A 22,554-nucleotide genomic window follows, 5' to 3' on the forward strand; every position below is an offset into this window, starting at 1 on the left:
CTATGAATAGTGAGTGACTGCCAGGGTTGCTACCAAACGAAAGCACGTATGATAGGTGTGGTAGTGTTTCAATAGGATTTCGTTTAACTGACAGTTTTATGAAGCTTATATAATGACAACTAACAGCCAAAAAAAAGCCCCCAAATATTGGGGGCATAAAAACTTAACCAGGGAGTATAACCAAACAATGTTAAGTTGTGGTGCATGTTAAAGATTAAATATGACAGTTTTTAGACGACTTTATTCAATTTTGATGAAATCTGTCGTTTAAATAAAACCATCACAAGAATCAAATACACTAGTTGCGCACCTAAGGTCTCCCAACTGGCGTAAATACCCAGCCAGTCAAAGGTTACATCCACTGGAAACGCCGTATGACTAAACCAGGCAGCCTCCTGCAGGGCGCTAATGCCTTTGCCCAGCAAAATAAAGACCAGAGCCAGAATGATGTACGTTGTGAACTTGAAAAACGTATTCATTGGCAGTTTGACTGAGTATTTAATGACAGCCCAAGCCACTACCGCCAGAACCACCAGACCGAAGACAAAACCGTAAGCGACACTGCTACCATTGTCCTGCGCCTGCAATAGTAAAGACTGATAGAACAAGACAGTTTCAAACACTTCTCGATACACAGCTAAAAAGGCAAGACCGGCAAGACCCCATAAGGCGCCCTGTTTTAGCTGAGTCTGCACTTTTTCCTGAATAAAGCGCTGCCACTGTTGCGACTGGGTTTTGCTGTGCATCCAGTAACCCACATAGAACAATATGACGGCGGCTAGTAAGGCAGCCCCACCTTCAATAATCTCGCGGCTGGCACCACTAATGCTGATGAAGTATTCCGCCACCAGCCAGGTGCCGACACCTGCAATTAGTGCCGTGATCCATCCGGCGTGCACATAACGCAGGCCGTCTTTGCGTCCGGAGCGCGCCAGTACTGTGCCAATTGCCAGAACAATGAGTAAGGCTTCAAGCCCTTCGCGCAACAGAATAACGGCACTTGCCGCAAACAATGCGGATTCTGACAACTGATCTTCCGACAAAGTATTCGCCGCGACGTCCAGTTCCTGTTGCAACTGCGCAGTCATTTGTTCTACCTGCTCCAGCTTGCCGGGTTTACTGATAACCCCACGCAACGCCATCATGTCACGTTCTATGGTTCGCATTAGCTCCGGAGCTTTGGCATTAAGGGAGTTTTCAGCTAACTCAAAACCGTCCAGATACGCCGAAATAGCCAACCGCTTAGCTTCGCTATAATTGTCCTGTTGGTAGGCCTTTAAAGCCTGACCAAGGGTTGTGCGGGCAATTGCAATAGGGCTGTTTACTGAGCTTTCAGAAAAGTAATCACGGGCGTGAGTGCGCGAGTAATCAATAGCGTTAGACGAAATGCCGCGCTGCAATATGGTATTCGGGCTGTAATTAATCAACTCGCTCAAAGCCACCTTCTGCTCAGAGTCAGCGCTGTCATTAAACGCCAGACTGCCCACGTAGAAAGTTAACGCCCACCGCTCTTCTTCGCTTAAATGACTAAAAGACGCCATTGCCGTGCCGTCGATGCCATCGGAAACAGCGTCAAACAACCCGAGTAATGAGCGGTTATTGGCGCGTTCACGGTCGGTAAAGTTAGTCGGCGCAGGTTCCAGTCCGGCTGCAGCAGGGCCATCGCCCTGGCCACTCGCACCATGACAGGCTGAGCAGTTTTGTTGAAATAGCTGTTTGACCTGCGTTTCACTTGTCAATTTTGACGGCAGACTTAATTTTGGCAGAGCCGACAACAGGGTATCTCTTAGCTCACTGGTTAGCGCAACAACCGCTTCCGGGTCGGCTTTGTCATTAATCAGCTGCTTGAGCTTGTCCACCAACTGGCGCATTTCGGGTTGCACCGCCTGCGGCGCCTGTTCAATCTTTTCACCAATAAGGCCGGCAAACTCGGTCATTTCGCTGTATTCGTCGGGGTTAATAACTTTACCGTTGGCTACCGCTTCGGAATAATCTACACCAACGTATTCCGCCAACTGTAATAACTGACGCATGTCAGAACTTTGAGTATCCGCTGAAGAACTGGCCAAAGTCTGACCGGAGAAAAGTAATGTGCCTATTAAGGCAATAGGAAACAAGAATCGGGAAAACACGAGTACTCCTCAAGGCTCATGTCATAATCAGGCTTAAAATTATACAGGAACCTTGAGAAGTATTAAATGATAACTATTGTTGTTTGTCTTTAAAGTCTCTTAATCTGAGCTAAATCAATACGCCGGCATTAAGAACACTTCGCGCACACAATTACGCGGATTCGCATTGATTGAATACAATACCGCATCGGCAATATCTTCAGGAGCCAGTTTGTCCGGCTTAGGTTCGTCGAAAAACGGCGTATTGACCATACCCGGTGCTATAGTTGTGCAGCGTCCGTTCCACTCTTTCATTTCTTCGGCCAGGTTTTGAGCAAAGCCATGAACGAACCACTTAGTCGCACCATACACCGAACCTTTTAGCGTAATTCGCCCGGCGGCAGAGCCTGTCATTAAAAAGTGACCGGTGGTTTTACGTAAATGCGGTAAGGTCAGTTTCGCCGTGTACAGAAGACCATTGATATTCACATCCACCATAGACTTCCACTCGTCCGGATCGCCCTCTTCTGTTCCGGCGGTCGAAACCCCAGTTCCGGCGTTAGCGAATACCGCATCCAGCTGACCAAACTTATCTACGCCCTGCTTTACAGCCTCGGCTAGCTCGTCATAGTTTCCGGCATCGGCAGCTATGCCAATGGCATTATCCGCACCAAACTCTTTAACCAGCGCATCCAGTTTTTCTTTCCGGCGCGCCGTTAATATCAGTTTTAATCCTTCTTTCGCCGCTTTTCGGGCCGTAGCTTCACCAATGCCGCTTGAAGCACCTGTTATCAATAATACTTTGGACATACTTCCTCCTTAAGTTTGTGTTTCTATTTCTATTGTACTCTTCTACTTTGCTTAGCGATCAACGACGCATAATAACGCACTGCGCTTTATACCCTTTCGATGAAAAAACCAAAATGCTACTGATACTGATTCGCATTTACATTAAGGTAGCGTTCTTATTGAAGCTGACTCACAAGCGAAACCAAGGAGAACAAAAAAGTGACCGGAAAAAATGAAAGAATAATAACAGGCTTATGTGCATTCATTTTTGTTGGAGCTGCTTTTACCCCTCCCCTTGTTTCAGCAGAAGACGCTATGGATCAGTCGCAAAAAGACGGCCTGGAAATTATTAAAGTTCAGGGTGAAAAACGCGAGCGATCACTGTCAGAAACCACCAGTAGTGTCGCTGTAACAACAGCACAAAAAATTGATCAGGAAAACTTGCTCGACCTCGGCGATATCATAGACAACACAGCCAATGTATCCAAAATGTACGGCGGTTCAGGCTTTACCATTCGGGGCATTAGTGACGAAAGCAATTCAGCTAACCCATTATCCACTGTCTATGTCGATGGAGTTGCCCTTCCCAGCGAAATTAACGACGCCGGTCCATCGGACTTATGGGACGTTTCTCAGGTTGAAATTCTCCGGGGCTCGCAGTCAACGGTGCAGGGTGAAAACTCACTAGCCGGCGCGATTATTATCAGCACTCAGGATCCGACTATGGACTGGAACTGGAAAACCAGAGCTATTTGGTCAGATCCAAACGACAGACGCTTAGCTTTTGCCGGTGGTGGCCCATTGATCGCCGACGAACTGGCTTTTCGGGTTGCAGTAGAAAAGCGTGATTTTGATGGTTTTATCAAAAACACCACGCGTAACGATATGGAAGACTCTGTCGACTCCATGGCCAGCCGGTTCAAGCTGCTTTGGAAGCCCAAAGCACTGAAAGACTTTACCGCAAAACTAACACTTATGCGCGACGACCGTGAAGACCCGTATCGCTTCACGTATAGCCGCACCGATATCGAAGACTATTTTGATAACCGCGAAAACACCTCCAACCGGGAAAATGTGACTGATATCACGACGGATATTTTGTCACTGGACTTAAGTTATCAATTTAACGAAAACTGGGCGTTATCGTCCATCACGTCTCAATCTGATTCGGACTCCCTGCGCTTATACGATGTTGATTTAATAGCAGAAGATAATCAGTACGGCAGAATGGATCATGACTATCAAAATCGCTCTCAGGAATTACGGTTACACTTTGACTACCCCGATTTTCATGGGCTGCTCGGCTGGTACTGGTCTGATCGTCAGAAAGACAGCGTTGATAACCAACTAGGTGGTGTCGCAACACCAGTAGCAACTATTGTCAGCGCATTACAAAATATGGGATTAGATGAGGCCACCGCCACTCAGTTTGCTAACAGTTATTCACAGGCTCTGCCGTCTATCCCTGTTGATTACGGTAATGATGTTGCCGACCGTTCAACCAACCAGGCTTTATTCGCCGACGTTGAGTATGCTTTAGCCGACGATGTTGCACTTATCGCTGGTTTTCGTTACGACACCGAGCGATATACTTACGAGTCGTTAACTGAAGCTGAATTTGCCGGAACCTTACCCGACCCAACAAATTACGGCGAGCCCGGCACCGCCCCTCATAGCATTATCAGCGGCATCAATCAGGAAGTACTGAACCTGGTTGCTCGCGCAGGTAACAGTGTTCCCGAAAGTACCCGCGACTTTAATGCCTTTTTGCCGAAGCTGGCGGTGCGCTGGGACTACGATAACAACGATTCGCTGGCTTTAACGGTACAGCGGGCCTACCGTTCCGGTGGTAGCTCGTACAATATAGCGCGTGCCGAAGTCTTCGCTTACGACCCGGAATTTACCACCAACTACGAGCTTTCCTGGCGCAGTCAGCTGTTAGACAACAAGCTTTTTGTCAGCAGCAACCTTTATTATATTGACTGGGAAGATAAACAAGTCAGCGCTGAATTCGGCCTTAACAGTTTTGATAACCATACAGTGAATGCTGGCAAAGCGCACTTGTACGGGGTTGAGCTTGAAGCGCGCCAATACGTCAATTCATACCTGGATTGGTACGGCTCGTATTCATATTCCAGAACCCAGTACGATCAGTTTGAAGCCATTGCCGAGGCTCAGGTCCGAAACTATGCGGGTACTGAATTCATCTTCGCCCCTAAGCATACAGCTGCACTCGGCGTGAACTTATATCCGGCACGAGACTGGACGGTGAATGTAAACGCTAACTATCGCGACTCCATGAATATGGCAACCCGCGCTACAGATAACAGAGTGTCATCACGCACCTTAGTTAACGCCAAGATCAGTTATGACAAGTTCGACTGGTCGGCCTATATTTTTGCGAACAACATTTTCGACAAAGGCTACATCGAATACACTCGCCCGGATCTCCCGTACGCAATATTCGGCGCACCAAGAGTGGTTGGTGTTGGTTTCGAGGCTGAGTTTTAATAGGCTAAAAGCATATCCAGTAAAACTGAATCCGCTATAAAAAAGGGCGCTTAAAAATATGCGCCCCTTCTCATTAACCGGCTAATTAAGCTTTAAGCTAAATCAAACCGATCTGCGTTCATGACTTTCGTCCAGGCCTTCACAAAGTCTTTTACAAACTTCTCCTGGTTGTCGTCCTGAGCGTACAGCTCTGAGTACGAACGCAGTATAGAGTTTGAACCGAAGACTAAGTCAATGCGGCTTGCTGTCCACTTCAGTTCGTCAGTTTTGCGGTCACGAACTTCGTAGTGGTCATCCGCTTTCTTCCAGACATTGTTCATATCAGTCAGGTTAACGAAAAAGTCGTTAGTTAATGTACCAACCCGGTCAGTAAATACGCCGTGCTCAGATTCACCATAATTCGCACCTAAAGCACGCATACCACCGACAAGAACCGTCATTTCTGGTGCCGTTAAGCCCATCAAATGGGTGCGATCCAGCATCAGTTCTTCGGCCGGTACCGCGTAATCTTTTTTCAGATAGTTACGGTAACCGTCATGCAATGGCTCTAAAGGCTCAAAGCTCTCCACATCGGTCTGTTCGTCGGTTGCATCACCACGGCCCGGCGCAAATGGAACCGTTACGTTATAACCGGCATCTTTTGCGGCTTTTTCAACGGCAGCCGTACCACCTAAAACAATCAGGTCCGCTAAACTCACTTTCTTGTCCAGCGTCGACTGCAGCTCTTCCAGTACACGAAGGACTTTGTGCAGTTTTTCCGGCTCGTTACCGTGCCAGTCTTTTTGTGGTGCTAAACGAATACGAGCACCATTGGCGCCGCCACGGAAATCTGAGCAACGGAAGTTACGTGCGCTGTCCCATGCGGTAGAAATCAGCTCGTAAGACGTTAACTCTGTGTTTAATAACTTCTCTTTTAAATCAGCAATTTCTTGTTCGCTTAAGGTGTAGTCCACTTTCGGAATTGGGTCCTGCCAAATCAGGTCTTCTTCCGGCACATCGGCACCTAAGTAGCGGTCTTTTGGACCTAAATCGCGGTGCGTCAGTTTAAACCAGGCACGGGCGAATACGTCAGCAAAGTACTCTGGGTCTTTGTAGAACTTCTCCGCAATTTTGCGATAGTCCGGATCCATTTTCATCGCCATATCAGCGTCAGTCATAATGGGGTTATGACGAATGGACGGATCTTCCACATCGACCGGTTTATCTTCCTCTTTAATGTCGATAGGCTCCCACTGCCACGCACCAGCCGGGCTTTTCTTCAGCTCCCACTCGTAATTAAACAGCAAGTAAAAGTAACCGTTATCCCATTTGGTTGGTTCCGTAGTCCATGCACCTTCAATACCACTGGTAACGGTATCGCGACCAACGCCTTTACCACCGCTGTTACGCCAACCCATGCCCTGCTCTTCAACATCTGCAGCTTCGGGTTCCGGACCTAAGTTTTCTTCTTTGCCATTACCGTGACACTTACCCACAGTATGCCCGCCCGCAGTTAACGCACAGGTTTCTTCATCGTTCATTGCCATGCGTTTAAAGGTTTCACGCACATCCTTTGCAGTGCGAAGCGGATCCGGGTTGCCGTCAACACCTTCTGGGTTCACATAAATTAAGCCCATTTGCACTGCTGCCAGTGGGTTCTCCAGTGAATCACGCTCTTCATCTGAGCTGTAACGGTTTTTCGTTTCCGCCAGCCATTCTTTCTCGCTACCCCAGTAAGTGTCTTCTTCCGGATGCCAAATATCTTCACGACCACCGGCAAACCCGAAGGTTTTAAGACCCATAGATTCATAGGCCATGTTACCGGCCAGAATGAATAGATCTGCCCATGACAGTTTGTTGCCGTACTTTTTCTTAATTGGCCACAATAAGCGACGCGCTTTGTCTAAGCTTACGTTATCAGGCCAGCTGTTTAACGGCGCAAAGCGTTGGTTACCTGTACCGCCACCACCGCGACCATCGGCTAAGCGGTATGAACCCGCCGAATGCCAGGCCATACGAATCATTAAGCCACCATAGTGACCCCAGTCTGCCGGCCACCACTCCTGGCTGTCGGTCATAAAGTTTTTCAGGTCTTGCTTTAACTCTTCTAAATTAATTTTTTTAAACTCTTCCGCGTAATTAAAATCTTCATCCAGCGGATTCGCTTTGGTGTCGTGCTGACGCAGAATTTCCAACTTCAGCGAGTTTGGCCACCAATGGGTGTTCGTCTTTTTCTCAGAGGTCATGCTGCCGTGCATGATAGGGCATTTACCGCCACCACTTGATTTAGTCATTTAGCCTTCCTTATTTTCTGTGCTCAATTTGAATATTCGTTATGTAAGTTATAGCAACGCCCGGTTATTTACTCAAAGGTAAGATTTCGTTTGCTTTGATAGGTTTTATAGATACACGAAAAATAGAGGGAAAGATCGGAATGCCCCCGAGATTGGTGAAGTATCTTTGGATCTAGCATAGGTTGAGGACCTGAGGTAGCATACCCCCATGCAATGTACTCTATGTTCCTCAATATCCAAGCCTTTTTGTGCAGATAAAAAGCGTCCGTATTTTCGCTGCACGGAGTGCGATCTTATTTTCGCAGACCCTGACACCCTGCTGTCTCAAGCCGAAGAGAAGCTCATTTACGACTATCATGAAAATGGCCCAAACGATGTTGGCTACCGTAAGTTTTTAAATAACCTGGCAACCCCTTTACTTGATAAACTGTCTCCGGGTATGGAGGGGCTCGATTTTGGCTCCGGCCCGGGTCCGACATTGAATTTGATGCTTGAAGAAAAGGGGATGAAGATGTCTGTTTATGACATCTATTACGCGCCGGATATCGGTCAGCTGAGTCGTCAGTATGACTTTGTCACCTGCACCGAAGTAGCAGAACATTTTCGGGAGCCCGATAAGAGCTGGGCGCAGTTATTTGGCCTGATCAAACCCGGCGGCTGGCTGGGAGTAATGACCTGCATGTTCACAAAAGAAACGGCTGACGACTTTAACCTGTGGAGCTACAAAGGGGACCCCACCCATATCAGCTTTTACACACCAAAAACCATGCAATGGATAGCACAACGCTTCCAGTTACGCATTGAAGTAGTTAGCGACCGAGTCATTTTGTTTAAGAACAAAGCCGCCCGGCAGCGTTAACTACCGGGCGGCTTTATCAGTAAGCGTATAAGAAGTAACTACTTACTTAATGGTTTTCAGAATATTCTCTAACGGCACCAGTTTAAGGTTTTGACCCGCTTCCGGCATACGGTTACGTCCGTCCTGAACAATAAACGCGCCTTGCTCAAACCCTTTACCCAGAGACTGAGTTGTTACGTCAATGCCATCGGTTTCTGATGCGCCATCAATAGCTAACTCAGTATTGGTGCGAATACGGAAGTGCGAAAGCAACGACCAGGGTGCCTGCCCTTCAAACACAATGTAACTGTCGTTGCCCTGACTTGAGACAAACAATAAATCTTTGCCATCAACATTTGCGAAGGTAACACCTTCAATGTCGTCAACCAGCTCTTCATGTTGGTCAACATTAATAATGGCTTCACCGGAGGTTGAACCATCCGCTGCAGCATCAAATAACCATACCGCGACGTCCTCTTCACCAACGAATAAGCGCTGTGTTTTGTCATCCACCACGCAACCTTCAGGCTGAGATGGAACACTCAATTCTCTGACTTTTTCCATCTTGCCTTCGTTGCTTATAACAAACTGCTGAATAACACCAGATTTGCCGTTTACATAAACGGAAGCCTGTTCTGTCGCTTCGTTATAACCCATGCAAAGACCGTAAATTTCTTCAATATCGGTAAGCGCATTGGTACCAATCGAAAACTCTCCGTCCTCGTTAATATCAAACAATTGCAGGCTGTTGTTGTCACGCAAGGAAGCAACTGCCCAGGAGCCACGGACATCGACATTATTCAGCCGGCCTACAGGGAGTTCCTGAACAATGTTACCGGACATGTCATAAACATAGAGACCTGTGCGCTTGTCTGTAGCCAAAATGCGGCTTTTCTCAGGGGCTTCCGGATGTACCCAAACAGCAGGATCATCAATCGCATCGCCGCGTAACGGTGAGGGTTCAGTCTGCAGTGTTGCCTCAACCTGAGACACCGGCTTTTTAACCGAGCGCTTTTTTGACTCCAGAGTATCAATTGTCAGCTTGCTCGTTGCCGTCATGTCTTCTTCTGTCAGCAATAGCTCGCCATTGCCTAAATCAGACACATCGGTAAAAGCTTCAGCGCCGTCAATTGCAAAGGCTTTATCAAACTTAAAACCCTGCTCATTCTGGCGATACACCAGCAACCGCGGCAGCTCTTCTTCAAGCACCAGCAAACTGCCATCATCAAGCAGCTCCAGCGCTTTCACTTCGCCTTCAATAACACCAAAAGGTTTGGCTGCTGCAATTAAGTCGCGCCCCTGATCAACTTCCGGCTCTGCGTTATAAGCCCACACAGCCTGATCCGCTTCGGCAACGTACAGCTTTTGTTCCGCATTCGATACAACACAAGCCGTGCTGTCAAAAGGTACGTTCATATTGCGGACAACCAGCGGCTCTTTTAACCACTGCTCGTCCTGCTTTAACAATCGCTGCTCTGCACCACCTCGGCCGCCAAGTAGAAATACAGACAGCTGCTGGTTTTCGTTACTCTCATAAAAGCAGATATCCTCTATCACGCGACTGGTTATTTCGCCCTTCCACACCGGCTGTACATCTTTGCCACTGGCACGCCATAGAAAAAGCTCCTGAGTGTTACCATCCATAGCGCCAACCAGAGTTTCACCATTACTTAACGGCATAGTTCGTAGATGGAAAAAGTCACCTTCGGCAACACGTTTATCGCCCAGGCTTAGTCCATCAGCAGTAACTTTCAGGTAGTCATTATTCAGTGCGACTTTATGACGAATATTCGTTTCTGACGCTGACGTACCGCAAGCGGCAAGTAGCATCAAACTTGATGCTACTGCGCTTAAAATCATTTTATTTCTCATAGTTATCCTTTAAATACCGTTATTTCGTATTACCAGTTAATTAACTGCACACCCAGAGTGAAGCTGCGGCCATAACTTTCGTACTGCGCGTTGTATCGTTTCTGGCCGGTGTAAACATAGTAGGGTTCGTCGGTAATGTTGTTGGCCGCAAAGCTCAGGCTGACATAGTCATTAATTAGCCATTTCGCGGAGAAATCCAGAGTCAGATTGTCGTCTTCGTAAATGTCGTAACGGCTGTCTTCGACGTCACCAAGCTCGGCGAGATACTTTGACTTGTAGTTAGCTGCCAGACGTAAGCTGACATCATAAACTTCGTAGCCAAGCGCAAAGTTTGCTGTGGTATCAGACTGGCTCGGCAGCGTAATATCGCGTGACACAAGCTGACCATCATCAGTCCAGTCAACGGTTGCTTCCGAGTCGGTTAGAGTCAGGTTGGTATTGATTAAGAAATTATCCAGCCAGTTATTAAAACCAGACACCTGATGCACAAAGTTGATTTCTAAACCATAAACGTAAGCGTCATCACCGTTGATATAAGTGACGGCTTCATCGAAGTTTTCGTAACCCGGACGCCCGGCAACATCGGCTTCATAAACAAAGTTTTTAATGTCTTTGTAAAACGCCATGGCGGAAATAACACCCAGATTTTCGTCGTAGTGTTCAATACCGAAGTCGAGGTTCTGAGTGGTTAATGGTTCAAGATCCGGATTACCGAATTCAGCCTTCAGGTCGCCGTCGTCATTTTCCAGATAGTAGCTGGATCTAACCTGTTCGAAGTTTGGTCTGACAAGACCTGTACTGTAGGCCGCACGAACAATAGTGTCTTTGCTTAAGTCGTAGCGAGTCACTACGCTAGGAAGCCAGTTTGCATCGCTGAATTTATCCGACACCGGTGTAAAGGTTTCCAGCTCGTCGTCATAACGGTTACCGCGCCCTTCGCGCTCTTCATGTTCATAGCGCGCGCCAGCAATAACCTGCCATTTACCAAAGCCCATGTCGGCCATCAGGTAACCAGCACTGATGTCTTCATCAATTTCGTAAGAGGCAATTCTCGATTCAACTTCGTCTCGGAAGTTTTGTAACTCGAAGGTATTAATCATATCCCAAAGTTTGTCGGCGGAAGCTCCGGGACCAAATTGATCCAGGCCATACTCAACATTTGACGAAGTTTCGTAGTCAGCAAGCGTTAGCCCGGTAACACCCAGATCAGCAAAATCCTCCATAATAAAGATGTTTTCTTCTGCTGATTTTTCGCGCTGGCTTAACTTAATACCGCCTTTAAAAGTGACCTGGTAGCTGGGCTGTAACCAGTCATAAGCCACATCCAGCTTAACGTTCTTTTCAGTCTCTTCGGTGTAGGCGTCACTCACTTCCACTTCGTCAATTTCATATTCTGACGCTTGGTATGCGCTGTCCGGGGCAATTAACCCTAAACGTTTGACGCCGTTATAGCCCAGTCCGTCATCGAATTCCTGTGTAAATTTAGCACCACCAATAGCAAAAGGCTGGTCTTCACTGGCTTCGCTCGTTCCGGCTTCCAGAGTTACTTCCCAGTCGTTAAATTTCTGTTTGGTACCCAGTACAATTGCGGTAATTTCCTGGGTTTCTTTACGGTCTTTAAGCTCGCGTACAATTTCGCCGCCGGCACTAGCTTCTGCGCCAATTGGATCAGAGAACTCAGTCACAATACCCTGACGAATTTCAGTATCCGCGAATTCACTGTACAGCGAGCGCAGGTAGAATTCAGAATCATCAGAAGGGCGATAGTCCAGGTTTAAGGCTAAGCCGGTTCGCTCACGGGTAACGGAGTAGGCGCGTTGCTCAAATTCTTCCAGGCCCGGTTCATCCAGGTCCCAGTTACCGCCGGTTTCAACGTTGTCGGTGGTAAAAGAACGGTCCTGATAACTACCAGCAAAGGCGATACCAAAACTGTCCGCTTTATCGCCGACATCAAAGGTGTTGCTGACAACACCCGAAACTTTCGGGTTCGTTTCGCTGGCCTGCTCGTTATAACCAATATCGGTAGTAAAAGAGTAGAACGAGCCTTCGCGGTCAAAGGCTGTCATGCTTTTCAGTTCAATATTCCCACCAAGGCTGCCTGCAGAAATATCAGGGGTCAGCGTTTTGTTAACCACAACCGATTCCAGCAAATCTGCGGGAATAACATCTAATGCTACCGCCCTGGTGCCAGCTTCAGGAGCAGCCAGTGAAGTGCCATTGTATGAAACGGAGTTTAAGTCGGGAGCCAAACCACGAATGCGAATAAAGCGTCCTTCACCCTGGTCGCGTTCTACAGATAGACCCGGAATTCGCTGCAACGCGTCACTAACGCTGTCGTCCTTTAGGTTACCCATATCGTCCTTTTTCAGGACATTGATAATACCGCCGGACTCGCGCTGTTCTTGCACGGCACGTTTTATTGAGTCGCTGTAGCCAATCGTCAGCACCTCTTCAATGCGCTTTTCTTCGGCTGTTTTATCGGTGCTCTCGTCCTGCGCTTCCTGAGCCATAAGTGGCGATGTTGCACCACATGAAACGGCAATAAGCCAAGCTAAATATGTCTTTTTCATAATCATTCAAACCCTGTCGTTTTTTGATTGATGCGACATACCTTAAAAGCAAAAAGTGACAATATGAGGATGCATATCACCCACTTATGAGCTCTTTTGATGCGGGTCAGTTAAGCTCAGAAAGTGAAGTCAGCGTCACCAAACTGTCACAACCGGAGGTTAGAGTGTCTTTGTTCTAATGCCGGGATAGGCGGAGACTTCAATGCGATTGATTAATTTACGCTATATCAGCAACTGGCGAGTTCTGCTCATTGCCGTAGTGGTTCTGCTTTGTTTGCTGCTTAGCAGTCAACTGGGTGTCGTTAAGCCCTATGAAATCATTGACCCGTTGGACATTCTTGGCGAGGGCTCGACCCTGTTCCTGACCATTTTAATTGTTATCTTTACGGTTACTGACCGGCCACGGGGAAATGTAACCAACCTCTTTTACAGCGGTGGTCTACTGCTTATTTTTTCCATGACGCTGGACGTATTAGACGAATTTTTTCGTTATCCGGATACCCTGCGGCTACTAAGCTGGCTGGAGTCCTTTCCGCTCCCTGTGGGGCTTATCATCATCAGTTTTGCTGCAGCTGAATGGCGGCGTGAAAACAAAATGCTGTCGCGACAACTTATGGTACGCGAAAAAAACCTGCGGTCTCATCAGTGGGTCGACCCTTTAACCTCGCTATACACCACTCCTTATTTTATCAAGCTGGTTGAGCGGGAAATAGCGTTACAAAGCAGCACCGAAGCAGAGTCGACTGTATTGGTTAGCGTTAATTTCAAGAACTTCGCCCAGTATAACCATGAAATGGGCACAAAAGCCGGAGACGAACTCCTGCATCAGGCCAGCGAGTTAATGGTGTTACTGCTAAGGCCTCAGGACTGTCTGTGCCGGGAACACAGTGACCATTTCCTAATACTGCTTCCGCAAACTCGTTTGTCTCAGGCCAATAGGTTAATGAGTGTTATAGCTCAAAACCTAAACTCCGAACTAGAGTTACCCAATTACATGAGTGTGGAAGTGCATACTCACCGCGTTGAAGAACTCTCAGCTGTTGATGCAATTAATGCATTACACACGCAAGTTGAGGAGATGACTCACTATGCGCCCCTGGCCAACTAACGAACAACGTCGTTTGCTTGGTAAACCCTTTATACGGGCGCTGCTGCCACTTGCCGAGAGGCGCGGCATTTCCTCTTCGGAGCTTTTCAGGGGCACCTCATTATCTGAACAAAAACTGCAGATAAACAACTTTCGGCTCACCGATCATGAAATGCTGTTGTTACTGGCGTCTGCTGAAGAAAAAATTAACGACCCGCACTTATGGCAATTGGTTGTAGAAACACTGTTCAGTGACAGACTTAATCCACTGATTGACCTGACCGTTCACGCAAAAACACTAAAGCAGGCGCTTATTCATTTGTCGCGCTTTCAAAGCCTGCTACAGCCCTTTTTATTTACCCCCACCCAACGCTTTGAAAATTACTTACAACTGGACTTTATTCCGGTTGAGGGGCTGTCAGGGAAAATGAATCAACTCTGCTATTCTGCCAACTGTAAAATTGGTGTAGCAATACTTTTAATGCTGGGCAGAGCTCGTGGCTTAGCTATTAACCAGTGGCATGTTGCTCTGCCTGATGATATTTCGCCCTTACCCACCTGGAAAAAATGGGTAAAAAAGGTGAGTTCACGCCCTATTTGTGGACTCTCTATTCCGGCGGAACAGCTTCAGGAACATTCGCCTGAGCGCAACTTAGCCCAATATCATCAGGCACTTAGCTTTTGTCAGATGCAGCATCAGACACAGGCTCAAGCTTCTGTCATGCTAAGCGTTTTTAAGTGGCTGGATTATCAGCTCGAAACGGGCCATGACGCCTCGCTAACCGAATTGGCGGCTGAAGTTGGCATTAGCCTTTCCTCGTGCAAACGTCTGCTGGCCAGTCATGGCTACAGCTTTCAGCAAATATATGACCTGGTGAGGCTACACAAACTGCTGAACCTGCTGCAAAAACATCCCTACAGCAATGTCGAGCTTGCGCAGAAGCTGGGGTACAGTAACCCCAACAACTTTCGACGCGCCTGCAAACGCTGGCTGGGTATTGTTCCCGACGAGCTTCGCCAACAACACGCCGCTTTATCCATATCTAACCCAACTATCTAAAACCATTACAAGCAAGTTACTTCGGCGTACCAAACAGAATCTTGTCGGCTTGACCAGCTAACGCAATAATCATGGTCACAACCCAAACGCCCAGTATCCACCAAAAAGTTGACCAGGACATCCATGCCAGGTCTAAAAACAGCAAGTCGAAAATCCAGACAATAAATGCCGCGAATAAAATTGAAGGCAGAAATACAACGAAAAGAACGCAAAGGGCTAGAGGTATCGTGCCCAGAGTTTTCATCCAGTTTAACAAAGAGGACATAATGGCTTCAGATTAGTGAGAATGGACTGAAAATTACATTGAGTTGCGGGAGATATCAACTCACCCCGTGATTTCCCGGAAAAATCGACTACTATTTGTTCTTAGGAGGCCTTTATGACTCAAGAAGAAATCAATTCTCAGGAATGGCATGACGAAAGCAACTGGTCACGGCCTTTGTGGCTCGGCATATACTTTAGCAAGAAAGATACGCGCAGCTGGGTGCCGAAATTTTATCCAATGCTTGGCTGGACAATTAATTTAGGAAAGCGGGCTGGAGCTGCATGGTTTATCGCTATTATTGCCGGGGCACTTGCCGCAGCATTTTTTGCAGGGTGGCTAACAGCCAGCAAGTAGCCACCCCTAAACCCTTTATTTTTTAAATTGCTGACTGGCCGATTTCAGCGCCGTTGATAAAGACTCTGTTGCCGACTCAAGTCCCTTACTAACGTCAGACCATGCGTCTTTGCTGGATTTCTTAACTTCTTCCAGCTTAGTTTCTGCATCATTTCTTAACGCTTCAAGTTCACTAATTTTTTCTTCATACTTAATTTCAGACTCCGCTTCCGACTGCTTTGCTTTCGCTTTTAAGCGGTCAATCTCAGCTTTCATTTCTTCTATTTTTGCTTCGTGCTTTTTCTCAAATGCGTCTTTGTTATCCATTTAAACCTCCAAGTTTTTACCGTTACTCAGTAACTTAATTAAAATAAGCATGGTCAAAAGTCGTCGGGGAATCAAGCGCCCCTTGGTTCTCATGTATGATTACTGTAAAGATGCTTGTCCGGTTTATGGTTTTCGGGTTTCATATTCGCATTACCCAATAGACAGGGACGTCATGGCAAAAAGTAGAACAAGCACGCTAGATCGGAGTATCAGGCTCTATGAGCGTTTTAAAGATTATGCCTGGTTAATGCCTGAGCCGGTGCACAATGCTTCCTGACTTTATGCCATTCATAATAAAGCTGATCTTGTCGCAAATAGTCTGCCGATGTCACAAAAGCTTAAATGAACTGTCAACGGCGGTTCATTTAAGCAGAGGAGTATGGACGAAACCCACAGTGGGAGATCGTTATGCCTCAGGCTCGCTTGAACGCCCGAACTTTGTTTATTTCCGACGTACACCTTGGCTCTAAAGATTGCAAAGCCGAATTTCTGCTTCACCTGCTCAAACGCGTTGATATTGAGCGGTTGTATCTGGTTGGCGACATTGTCGACTTTTGGGCAATGAAACGGCAGATATTTTGGCCGGATCAGCATCATAAGGTACTTCAGCAAATACTGGCAATGGCACGTAACGGTGTCGAGGTTATCTACATTCCCGGCAACCATGACGAAGTTATGCGTAAATATCGCCATCCAGATGTGGCCAGTATTCGCATTCAACGTCAGGCTATTCATACTACCGCTGACAACAAACGTTTGCTGGTAATGCACGGCGACGCGTTTGATGCCGAAACCTGCCATAGCCGCTGGCTGTCGTTTGTTGGCGACCATCTTTATGACTTCTTACTGTGGCTTAACCGAACAACAAACCGCATTCGCAACCTGTTTGGCCACAATTACTGGTCATTGTCGGCCTACGTGAAAAGCCAAATTGGTAAAGCCGAAGAAGTCATTGGCCGCTATCGGGCGGCCTCATTCCGCGAAACTAAAAAGCGTGGTTTAGACGGTATTGTATGCGGACACATTCATCACCCAGAATTGGTTGAGTCTGACGGCTTACTGTACGCCAATACCGGTGACTGGGTGGAAAATTGCACCGCTCTTTTCGAAAATCACGACGGCGAGCTGTCGCTGATGAAATACACATTCTCGGATGCTCAGCCAGCTCGCTTAAGTCGCTTTCGTCGGCGTCGTCGTGCTTTTAATAGTTAAACCTGGCAAGGAGACTCTGTTGTTTATAAGCTATAGGTGACTAGATAAAATCCAGAATCCAACTCCGATGAGCATAACGCCCCCAAAAATTTCTGCGCGGTGGCCTATCACCGCGCCAACAACCCGACCCAACATCACCCCTAACGTGACCATAATTGTCGTAGCAAGACCAATAAGCGCAGCTGCGGCCAAGATATTAACGTCAACAAATGCAAGGCCAATACCTACAGCCATGGCGTCAATACTGGTCCCCAGAGCCGTGAGAGATACTTTAAAAAATGACTGCTTGATCGGCTTCTCGATGACATCAGCACCGGGCTTCAAACCTTCATAAATCATATGCACGCCAAGAAAAACCAATAAAACCAAAGCTATCCAATGATCCCAGGTTTCTACGTAAGAAACCGCTGATTTCCCGATCAACCAGCCAATAATAGGTGTTATTGCTTCAATTGTACCGAAGATTACCCCCATTTTTAGTGCTTCAGATAAGCGGGGATTTTTAAGACTGGCACCTTTGCCTATCGCTGCAGCAAAGGCGTCGGTAGACATAGCAAAGGCAAGTAAAATGAGAGCGATTGGGTTCATGGCACATTCTCCAGTCAGGCTTATTGAGTCAACGACACACCCACACGCCCGACTTCAGGCATGGATGTATCGATGGTCTCGCCAACCGAAAGGTGTTCGCACCATGGCATGTGGCCAAGTATGTTGACACGAACGCTTCCAACAACTGGAAATAGGCTACTCCCCAACGCGGGCAGCATTTTAGCAATCTAACTCAAAACCCACAAATTTTTATGGGAAGCCAAACTTCGAGCCATGACTCACTGGCCTGCAGATAGAAGAACCAGAGCTAGGTTAAGGTATCGACAATGCCGCCTTCAACTCGCAGCGCTGCGCCCGTAGTGGCGCTGGCCTGCGGCGATGCCACGTAAACACTCATATTGGCAACCTCTTCAGGCGTTGCTAAGCGCTGAATAATGGACGACGGCCGATTTTCCTGAACAAAACGAGTTTCGATGTCCTCCTGAGAGACACCCTCTTCCTCAGCCATGCCTTTAATCATGCTAAGCACGCCTTCTGAGCGTGTGGGTCCGGGCAGTATGGCGTTAACAGTCACTTGAGTGCCGCTAAGTACTTTCGCCAACCCTCGGGAAATGGACAACAACGCTGATTTTGTCATGCCGTAATGCACCATTTCACTCGGAATATTAATGCCCGATTCACTGGATATAAACTGAATACGCCCCCAGTCTCGCGCCTTCATGCCTTTCGCATAATGACGTGAGAGCCTCACTGCACTCATCACGTTCACATCGAAAAACTGCTGCCAGGTGTCGTCTTCTACCTCAAAAAAGTCCTCGGGCCCAAAAATACCAACATTATTAACCAAAATGTCGGTGTCTGGTTGCTGCTCAGTCAAAGCTTTGCAACCTTCCGCTGTTCCAAGATCGGCAGCGACACCTTCAATATCAGCATCAGGAGCCACTTTTTTAATCCTGGCTATGGCTTCGTCAACCCGCTGTTGAGTACGCCCGGTAACCACTACATTAGCACCAGCCTTGGCAAGCCCCTGGGCAATAGCAAAACCAATACCGGCCGTGGAGCCAGTAATAATGGCGTGTTTTCCGTTCAGATTAATGTGCATAAGTTGCTCCTTTTTTCTGGATATCCGCGCGACACAGAAAAGCGATGAACGCACGGCGTGTTAAGGAAAACATGGGACTCTTTTTCTCATATTCAAGGTGCCGAGGCCCGGAAAGTCGCCGTCCTCTTTAGCTTCGTCGTGGCCTACATACAGATAGACCACACCGTCATGCACCAACGTTGCCGGGTCGGCGGTAAAGCGTTCTTTAATAATTGGGTTTCCGGCCACAGCAGAGCCAATAGCTGAAGCCGCCAGCACAAAACCCCCGAGCATGGTAAGTAATTTATTCGGCATATGACATGGTTCCTGGTTTAAGGTATTCGGAAAATAGCTTTAGAGACTACCCCGAACTCAATTCGCACAAAGTTAATTTGTATTACTATAAGACATTAACTTGTTTAACTACAAACCCTAAACTTTGTTTGTAAGCTGACTTTGCGTATCATTGAGACAAACGACACAGGAGCAACGCATGGCAGACAATAACAGTAATAAAGCGCTCAGGCTGGATAACCAGCTTTGCTTTGCGTTGTACTCAACCTCGCTGGCAATGAATAAGCTCTACAAGCCGCTGCTCTCGAAGCTTGATTTGACCTATCCACAATACCTTATTTTATTGCTTTTATGGGAGCGCGATGGCGTGACCATTACGGAAATAAGCCGCAAGCTGTTTCAGGAAAAAGGCGCGTTAAGTCCGGTTATTAAGCGGCTGGAACAGCGCGGGCTAATAACCCGAAAGCGCAATATCGACGATGAGCGACAACTGCATTTATACCTCACCGAACAAGGTCGGCAACTGGAACAGTCTGCCTGCGATGTTCCGGAGCAGGTTTTCTGTGCCACTCAACTTGAGCCTGATGAGGCCCTTGCCTTAAAACACACCCTTGAATCACTGCGGGCGCAGTTACAAGACAAGCCCGACCGCTAGCCAAGTCAAATGCATCGAAAATATCGATAACTTCGTTCGGAAAATACTGTTATCGCGATAACTATTATTGCACTAACATTATCCGTGTTAGTTCCCAACACACCAAATAGTGAGGTAATCGTTATGGATATTCTGTACAAAGCAGTAGCAACATCAACCGGCGGACGCGATGGTCAATCAGAGTCTGACGACGGTCAACTGAAAGTAAAACTGACAACGCCTAAAGAACTGGGTGGCGCAGGCGGCGACGGTACCAATCCTGAGCAATTGTTTGCGGCGGGTTATTCAGCATGTTTTATCGGCGCACTGAAGTTCGCTGCGGGTCAGGAAAAAGTGAAACTGCCCAAAGATACTGAAGTTAAAGCCGAAATAGGTATTGGCCAGATTGAAGGCGGGTTTGGTATTGATGCCACGCTGAACATTCATTTGCCGGGCATGAGCCAGGACGAAGCTGAATCTATTGCTGAAAAAGCACACCAGGTTTGTCCGTACTCAAACGCGACGCGTAATAACATCGACGTACGCCTGAACGTCACGGTGTAACCGCTATTAACAGCGGTGGTGTTGAGAGTGTCAGCCGATCAGTTTAACTGATCGGCTGGCTATTTCAGGCTCCTACTACCCCGCCGTCTTCACGAGTAATAATAACCGTTGCTGAACGCGGGCGTGCACCGTTACCGGCAGGCCAGCTACTGCTGAACTTACCGGGCGCCAGTCGGTCACCAGGGTGCTGAACATTAACAAACATAGTTTTGCCATCCGGCGTTGTTACCACTCCGGTAATTTCGCAATCTACAGGGCCAACTAAAAAGCGTTTCAACTCGCCAGATTCAGGGTTAGCAGCGTACATACCGTTGTTACCAAAACCGCCCTGGCTTAACAGCTCACCACTCATGTCCGTCTGGATCCAGAGCGTTCCTCTATGATCAAACCACAAGCCATCCGGGCAGGCGAACTGATTGTCGGCCGTTAGAGTCAGGTCATCCCCTTCAGCGTTTGGAGTGCGTGTACCCGCTTCTCCGCCCATTAAGAAAATATCCCAGTGAAAGGATTCAGCGCTTTGCTGGTGGTCTTCGCTCCAGCGCACAATATGACCGTAAGCGTTCTCTGCACGCGGGTTCACAGCATTAGTCTGCACTTCAGTACGCCGGGTGTTATTGGTTAAACTGAAGTAGACTTCTTTGGTCGTTGGGTGAACAGCGCCCCATTCCGGACGGTCCATTTTCGTCGCCCCCATAACATCGGCCGCAAGCCGGGTATTTAACAGCACATCGGCCTGAGAATGGAACCAGACGCCCGCTTCGCTGGCCTTTGCCTGGAACTCTGAGTTTTCAATATCTAACGGCAGCCAGCGACCCGTTCCGTCATCATTAAATTGCGCAACGTACAGCGTACCTTCATTCAACAGCTCGCCTGAGGCAGTCGCTTTATAATAAGGCTTCGCCGAAACAAACTTATAAATATATTCAAAGCGCGAATCATCGCCGGAATAAGCCACCAACGGCTCACCTTCCACTGCCGGAGCAAACACAATACCTTCATGAGCAAAGCGACCCAGCATACTTCGTTTAACCGGTGTGCTTTTAGCGTTAAAAGGGTCTATTTCAACAATCCAGCCAAAGTGGTTCGGTTCATTTCGGTAATCATCTGCGGCTGCAGCACCGGTAGAAGAGGCATTAAAGCGCGCGGTTTCATCAAGACCCGGCGTTGCCGTTTCCCAGTAATAACGGCTGTTCTCGCGGTTCACACCGTATCTTTCATGCTCACGAGGATGAGTCTCGTCATCGTTCATGAAGCAGCCCGCCCAGTTTTCTTCGCAGGTTAAGTACGTGCCCCAGGGCGTATGGCCATGCGAACAGTTATTGATGGTTCCGCGAGTCCTGGTGCCGTCAGGGCTAAAACGAGTTATCAACTTGTCATGACCGGCAACAGGCCCGCTCATTTGCATTGGGGTACTTGCGGTAATTCGACGGTTGTAGGAGCTGCCTTCAACAAGCTGCCATTCTCCGTCGGGTTTACGAATAATATGAGCGACCGATACGCCGTGCGCCATCATCTCCTTCAATACTTCCTGCTGCGGGCGCGGTGCGTTAGGGGAAAAACTGGTGTGAAGAATTTGCGGATCGACGTATTCATGGTTCATCACCAGCAGCCCTTCTTTCGAGGAAGCACCGCCTTCTTTCACATCTATGGGAAAGAAATGCATGCCATCGTGATGCGAACCAACTTGCCGCGCCTGATCTAACGCCGAATTGCTTGCGTCAGTTTTAAACTCACCGGCACCAGGCACAAGTGGTGTACCCCAGGGCAGAAAAGGCTGAGCACGATACCCAACGGGTACATCAACAACATCAGTTCGGTTGCCGGCAATGGCCTGAAAACCAAGCCCCGCGGATGAACGGGCAGAGCCTGTAGAGGACGTACAACCGACCATTAAAGGCGACAACATAAAGGAGCTGACAGCCACGCCAAGACCACCTTTAAGGAAAGAGCGCCGGCTTAACTGACGATTCACCACATCGTAAAAGTCATCACCTTTTGACTTATTACAAATTGGATCAACACCTGAAATATCAATCTTCAGCTTTTTCTCTTTCGCGGTCATGCCGTCTTCCCCGTTCTGAAACCTCTGGCTTAACAAGCTCAGCGTTATATTTTCGAACAGGCAATAGTACTGACTTTAAATGACAGTTTGATTACGTCGTTAACCAGCTGTAATGGCGACTA

At 47.8% G+C, this 22,554-nt stretch carries 19 protein-coding genes and 1 riboswitch; of the genes, 8 read left to right on the top strand and 11 right to left on the bottom strand.

The window, feature by feature from the left end:
• Nucleotides 1–230: 230 nt before the first annotated feature.
• Nucleotides 231–2,132, bottom strand: coding sequence for a cytochrome c/FTR1 family iron permease (locus tag ACN0RF_RS08715; protein WP_417438709.1), 1,902 nt, complete (start codon nt 2,130–2,132; stop codon nt 231–233).
• A 114-nt stretch (nt 2,133–2,246) separates the two neighbouring features.
• The gene (locus ACN0RF_RS08720) at nt 2,247–2,921 is read right to left on the bottom strand and encodes an SDR family oxidoreductase (protein WP_417438710.1); all 675 of its coding nucleotides are present in this window, start codon (nt 2,919–2,921) and stop codon (nt 2,247–2,249) included.
• A 294-nt stretch (nt 2,922–3,215) separates the two neighbouring features.
• Here ACN0RF_RS08720 and ACN0RF_RS08725 point away from each other — a divergent pair, with 294 nt between their 5' ends.
• Nucleotides 3,216–5,411 (top strand): TonB-dependent receptor, encoded by a 2,196-nt coding sequence (locus ACN0RF_RS08725; RefSeq protein WP_417438711.1) that lies wholly within the window; start codon nt 3,216–3,218, stop codon nt 5,409–5,411.
• Nucleotides 5,412–5,503: 92 nt separating this feature from the next.
• Here the strand turns inward: ACN0RF_RS08725 and katG are convergent, their stop codons facing one another.
• Nucleotides 5,504–7,684 (bottom strand): catalase/peroxidase HPI, encoded by a 2,181-nt coding sequence (gene katG / locus ACN0RF_RS08730; RefSeq protein ID WP_417438712.1) that lies wholly within the window; start codon nt 7,682–7,684, stop codon nt 5,504–5,506.
• 208 nt (nt 7,685–7,892) lie between these two features.
• On the opposite strand from katG, the gene ACN0RF_RS08735 reads away from it, so the two are divergent.
• A complete protein-coding gene (locus ACN0RF_RS08735; protein WP_417438713.1) occupies nt 7,893–8,543 on the top strand; it encodes a class I SAM-dependent methyltransferase in 651 nt (216 codons plus the stop codon).
• Nucleotides 8,544–8,585: 42 nt separating this feature from the next.
• Here the strand turns inward: ACN0RF_RS08735 and ACN0RF_RS08740 are convergent, their stop codons facing one another.
• Entirely contained in the window at nt 8,586–10,394 is a 1,809-nt protein-coding gene (locus ACN0RF_RS08740) for a phytase (RefSeq protein ID WP_417438714.1), read from the bottom strand.
• A gap of 29 nt (nt 10,395–10,423) precedes the next feature.
• Nucleotides 10,424–12,964 carry a TonB-dependent receptor gene (locus tag ACN0RF_RS08745; RefSeq protein ID WP_417438715.1) on the bottom strand — a complete coding sequence of 847 codons (2,541 nt, stop codon included), beginning with the start codon at nt 12,962–12,964 and terminating at the stop codon, nt 10,424–10,426.
• A gap of 202 nt (nt 12,965–13,166) precedes the next feature.
• Here ACN0RF_RS08745 and ACN0RF_RS08750 point away from each other — a divergent pair, with 202 nt between their 5' ends.
• Together ACN0RF_RS08750 and ACN0RF_RS08755 are read left to right on the top strand one after the other, a co-directional pair.
• Nucleotides 13,167–14,072, top strand: a complete 906-nt coding sequence (locus tag ACN0RF_RS08750) for a GGDEF domain-containing protein (RefSeq protein ID WP_417438716.1) — start codon at nt 13,167–13,169, stop codon at nt 14,070–14,072.
• The gene (locus ACN0RF_RS08755) at nt 14,053–15,111 is read left to right on the top strand and encodes a helix-turn-helix transcriptional regulator (protein WP_417438717.1); all 1,059 of its coding nucleotides are present in this window, start codon (nt 14,053–14,055) and stop codon (nt 15,109–15,111) included. Before ACN0RF_RS08750 ends, ACN0RF_RS08755 begins: the two co-directional genes overlap by 20 nt.
• A gap of 16 nt (nt 15,112–15,127) precedes the next feature.
• Here ACN0RF_RS08755 and ACN0RF_RS08760 read toward each other — a convergent pair whose 3' ends face one another.
• A complete protein-coding gene (locus ACN0RF_RS08760) occupies nt 15,128–15,376 on the bottom strand; it encodes a hypothetical protein (protein WP_011233350.1) in 249 nt (82 codons plus the stop codon).
• Between the two features lie 114 nt (nt 15,377–15,490).
• Between ACN0RF_RS08760 and ACN0RF_RS08765 the strand changes: the two genes are divergently transcribed.
• Entirely contained in the window at nt 15,491–15,730 is a 240-nt protein-coding gene (locus ACN0RF_RS08765; protein WP_011233349.1) for a hypothetical protein, read from the top strand.
• Nucleotides 15,731–15,745: 15 nt separating this feature from the next.
• Here ACN0RF_RS08765 and ACN0RF_RS08770 read toward each other — a convergent pair whose 3' ends face one another.
• Nucleotides 15,746–16,036, bottom strand: coding sequence for a hypothetical protein (locus ACN0RF_RS08770; protein WP_011233348.1), 291 nt, complete (start codon nt 16,034–16,036; stop codon nt 15,746–15,748).
• A 408-nt stretch (nt 16,037–16,444) separates the two neighbouring features.
• Here ACN0RF_RS08770 and ACN0RF_RS08775 point away from each other — a divergent pair, with 408 nt between their 5' ends.
• Nucleotides 16,445–17,248, top strand: coding sequence for a UDP-2,3-diacylglucosamine diphosphatase (locus ACN0RF_RS08775; RefSeq protein WP_417438718.1), 804 nt, complete (start codon nt 16,445–16,447; stop codon nt 17,246–17,248).
• A gap of 30 nt (nt 17,249–17,278) precedes the next feature.
• Here ACN0RF_RS08775 and mntP read toward each other — a convergent pair whose 3' ends face one another.
• From mntP to ACN0RF_RS08790, 3 genes are all read right to left on the bottom strand, one after another.
• Complete coding sequence (gene mntP / locus ACN0RF_RS08780; protein WP_417438719.1) at nt 17,279–17,836, bottom strand: manganese efflux pump MntP; 558 nt, start codon at nt 17,834–17,836, stop codon at nt 17,279–17,281.
• A 10-nt stretch (nt 17,837–17,846) separates the two neighbouring features.
• A riboswitch (yybP-ykoY riboswitch) is annotated at nt 17,847–18,013 on the bottom strand.
• Between the two features lie 91 nt (nt 18,014–18,104).
• Nucleotides 18,105–18,899 (bottom strand): SDR family NAD(P)-dependent oxidoreductase, encoded by a 795-nt coding sequence (locus ACN0RF_RS08785; protein ID WP_417438720.1) that lies wholly within the window; start codon nt 18,897–18,899, stop codon nt 18,105–18,107.
• 60 nt (nt 18,900–18,959) lie between these two features.
• Nucleotides 18,960–19,193: a hypothetical protein gene (locus ACN0RF_RS08790; protein WP_417438721.1), complete on the bottom strand. Its 234-nt coding sequence runs from the start codon at nt 19,191–19,193 to the stop codon at nt 18,960–18,962.
• 178 nt (nt 19,194–19,371) lie between these two features.
• Here ACN0RF_RS08790 and ACN0RF_RS08795 point away from each other — a divergent pair, with 178 nt between their 5' ends.
• Both ACN0RF_RS08795 and ACN0RF_RS08800 read left to right on the top strand, forming a co-directional pair.
• Nucleotides 19,372–19,827, top strand: a complete 456-nt coding sequence (locus ACN0RF_RS08795; protein ID WP_417438722.1) for a MarR family winged helix-turn-helix transcriptional regulator — start codon at nt 19,372–19,374, stop codon at nt 19,825–19,827.
• 123 nt (nt 19,828–19,950) lie between these two features.
• On the top strand, nt 19,951–20,370 hold the full coding sequence (locus tag ACN0RF_RS08800) for an organic hydroperoxide resistance protein (RefSeq protein ID WP_286823151.1): 420 nt from the start codon (nt 19,951–19,953) through the stop codon (nt 20,368–20,370).
• 64 nt (nt 20,371–20,434) lie between these two features.
• On the opposite strand, the gene ACN0RF_RS08805 is transcribed toward ACN0RF_RS08800, so the two are convergent.
• A complete protein-coding gene (locus tag ACN0RF_RS08805; RefSeq protein WP_417438723.1) occupies nt 20,435–22,432 on the bottom strand; it encodes a PhoX family protein in 1,998 nt (665 codons plus the stop codon).
• Nucleotides 22,433–22,554: the final 122 nt, after the last annotated feature.

It is taken from the genome of Idiomarina sp., from assembly GCF_048260185.1.
Lineage (GTDB): Bacteria > Pseudomonadota > Gammaproteobacteria > Enterobacterales > Alteromonadaceae > Idiomarina.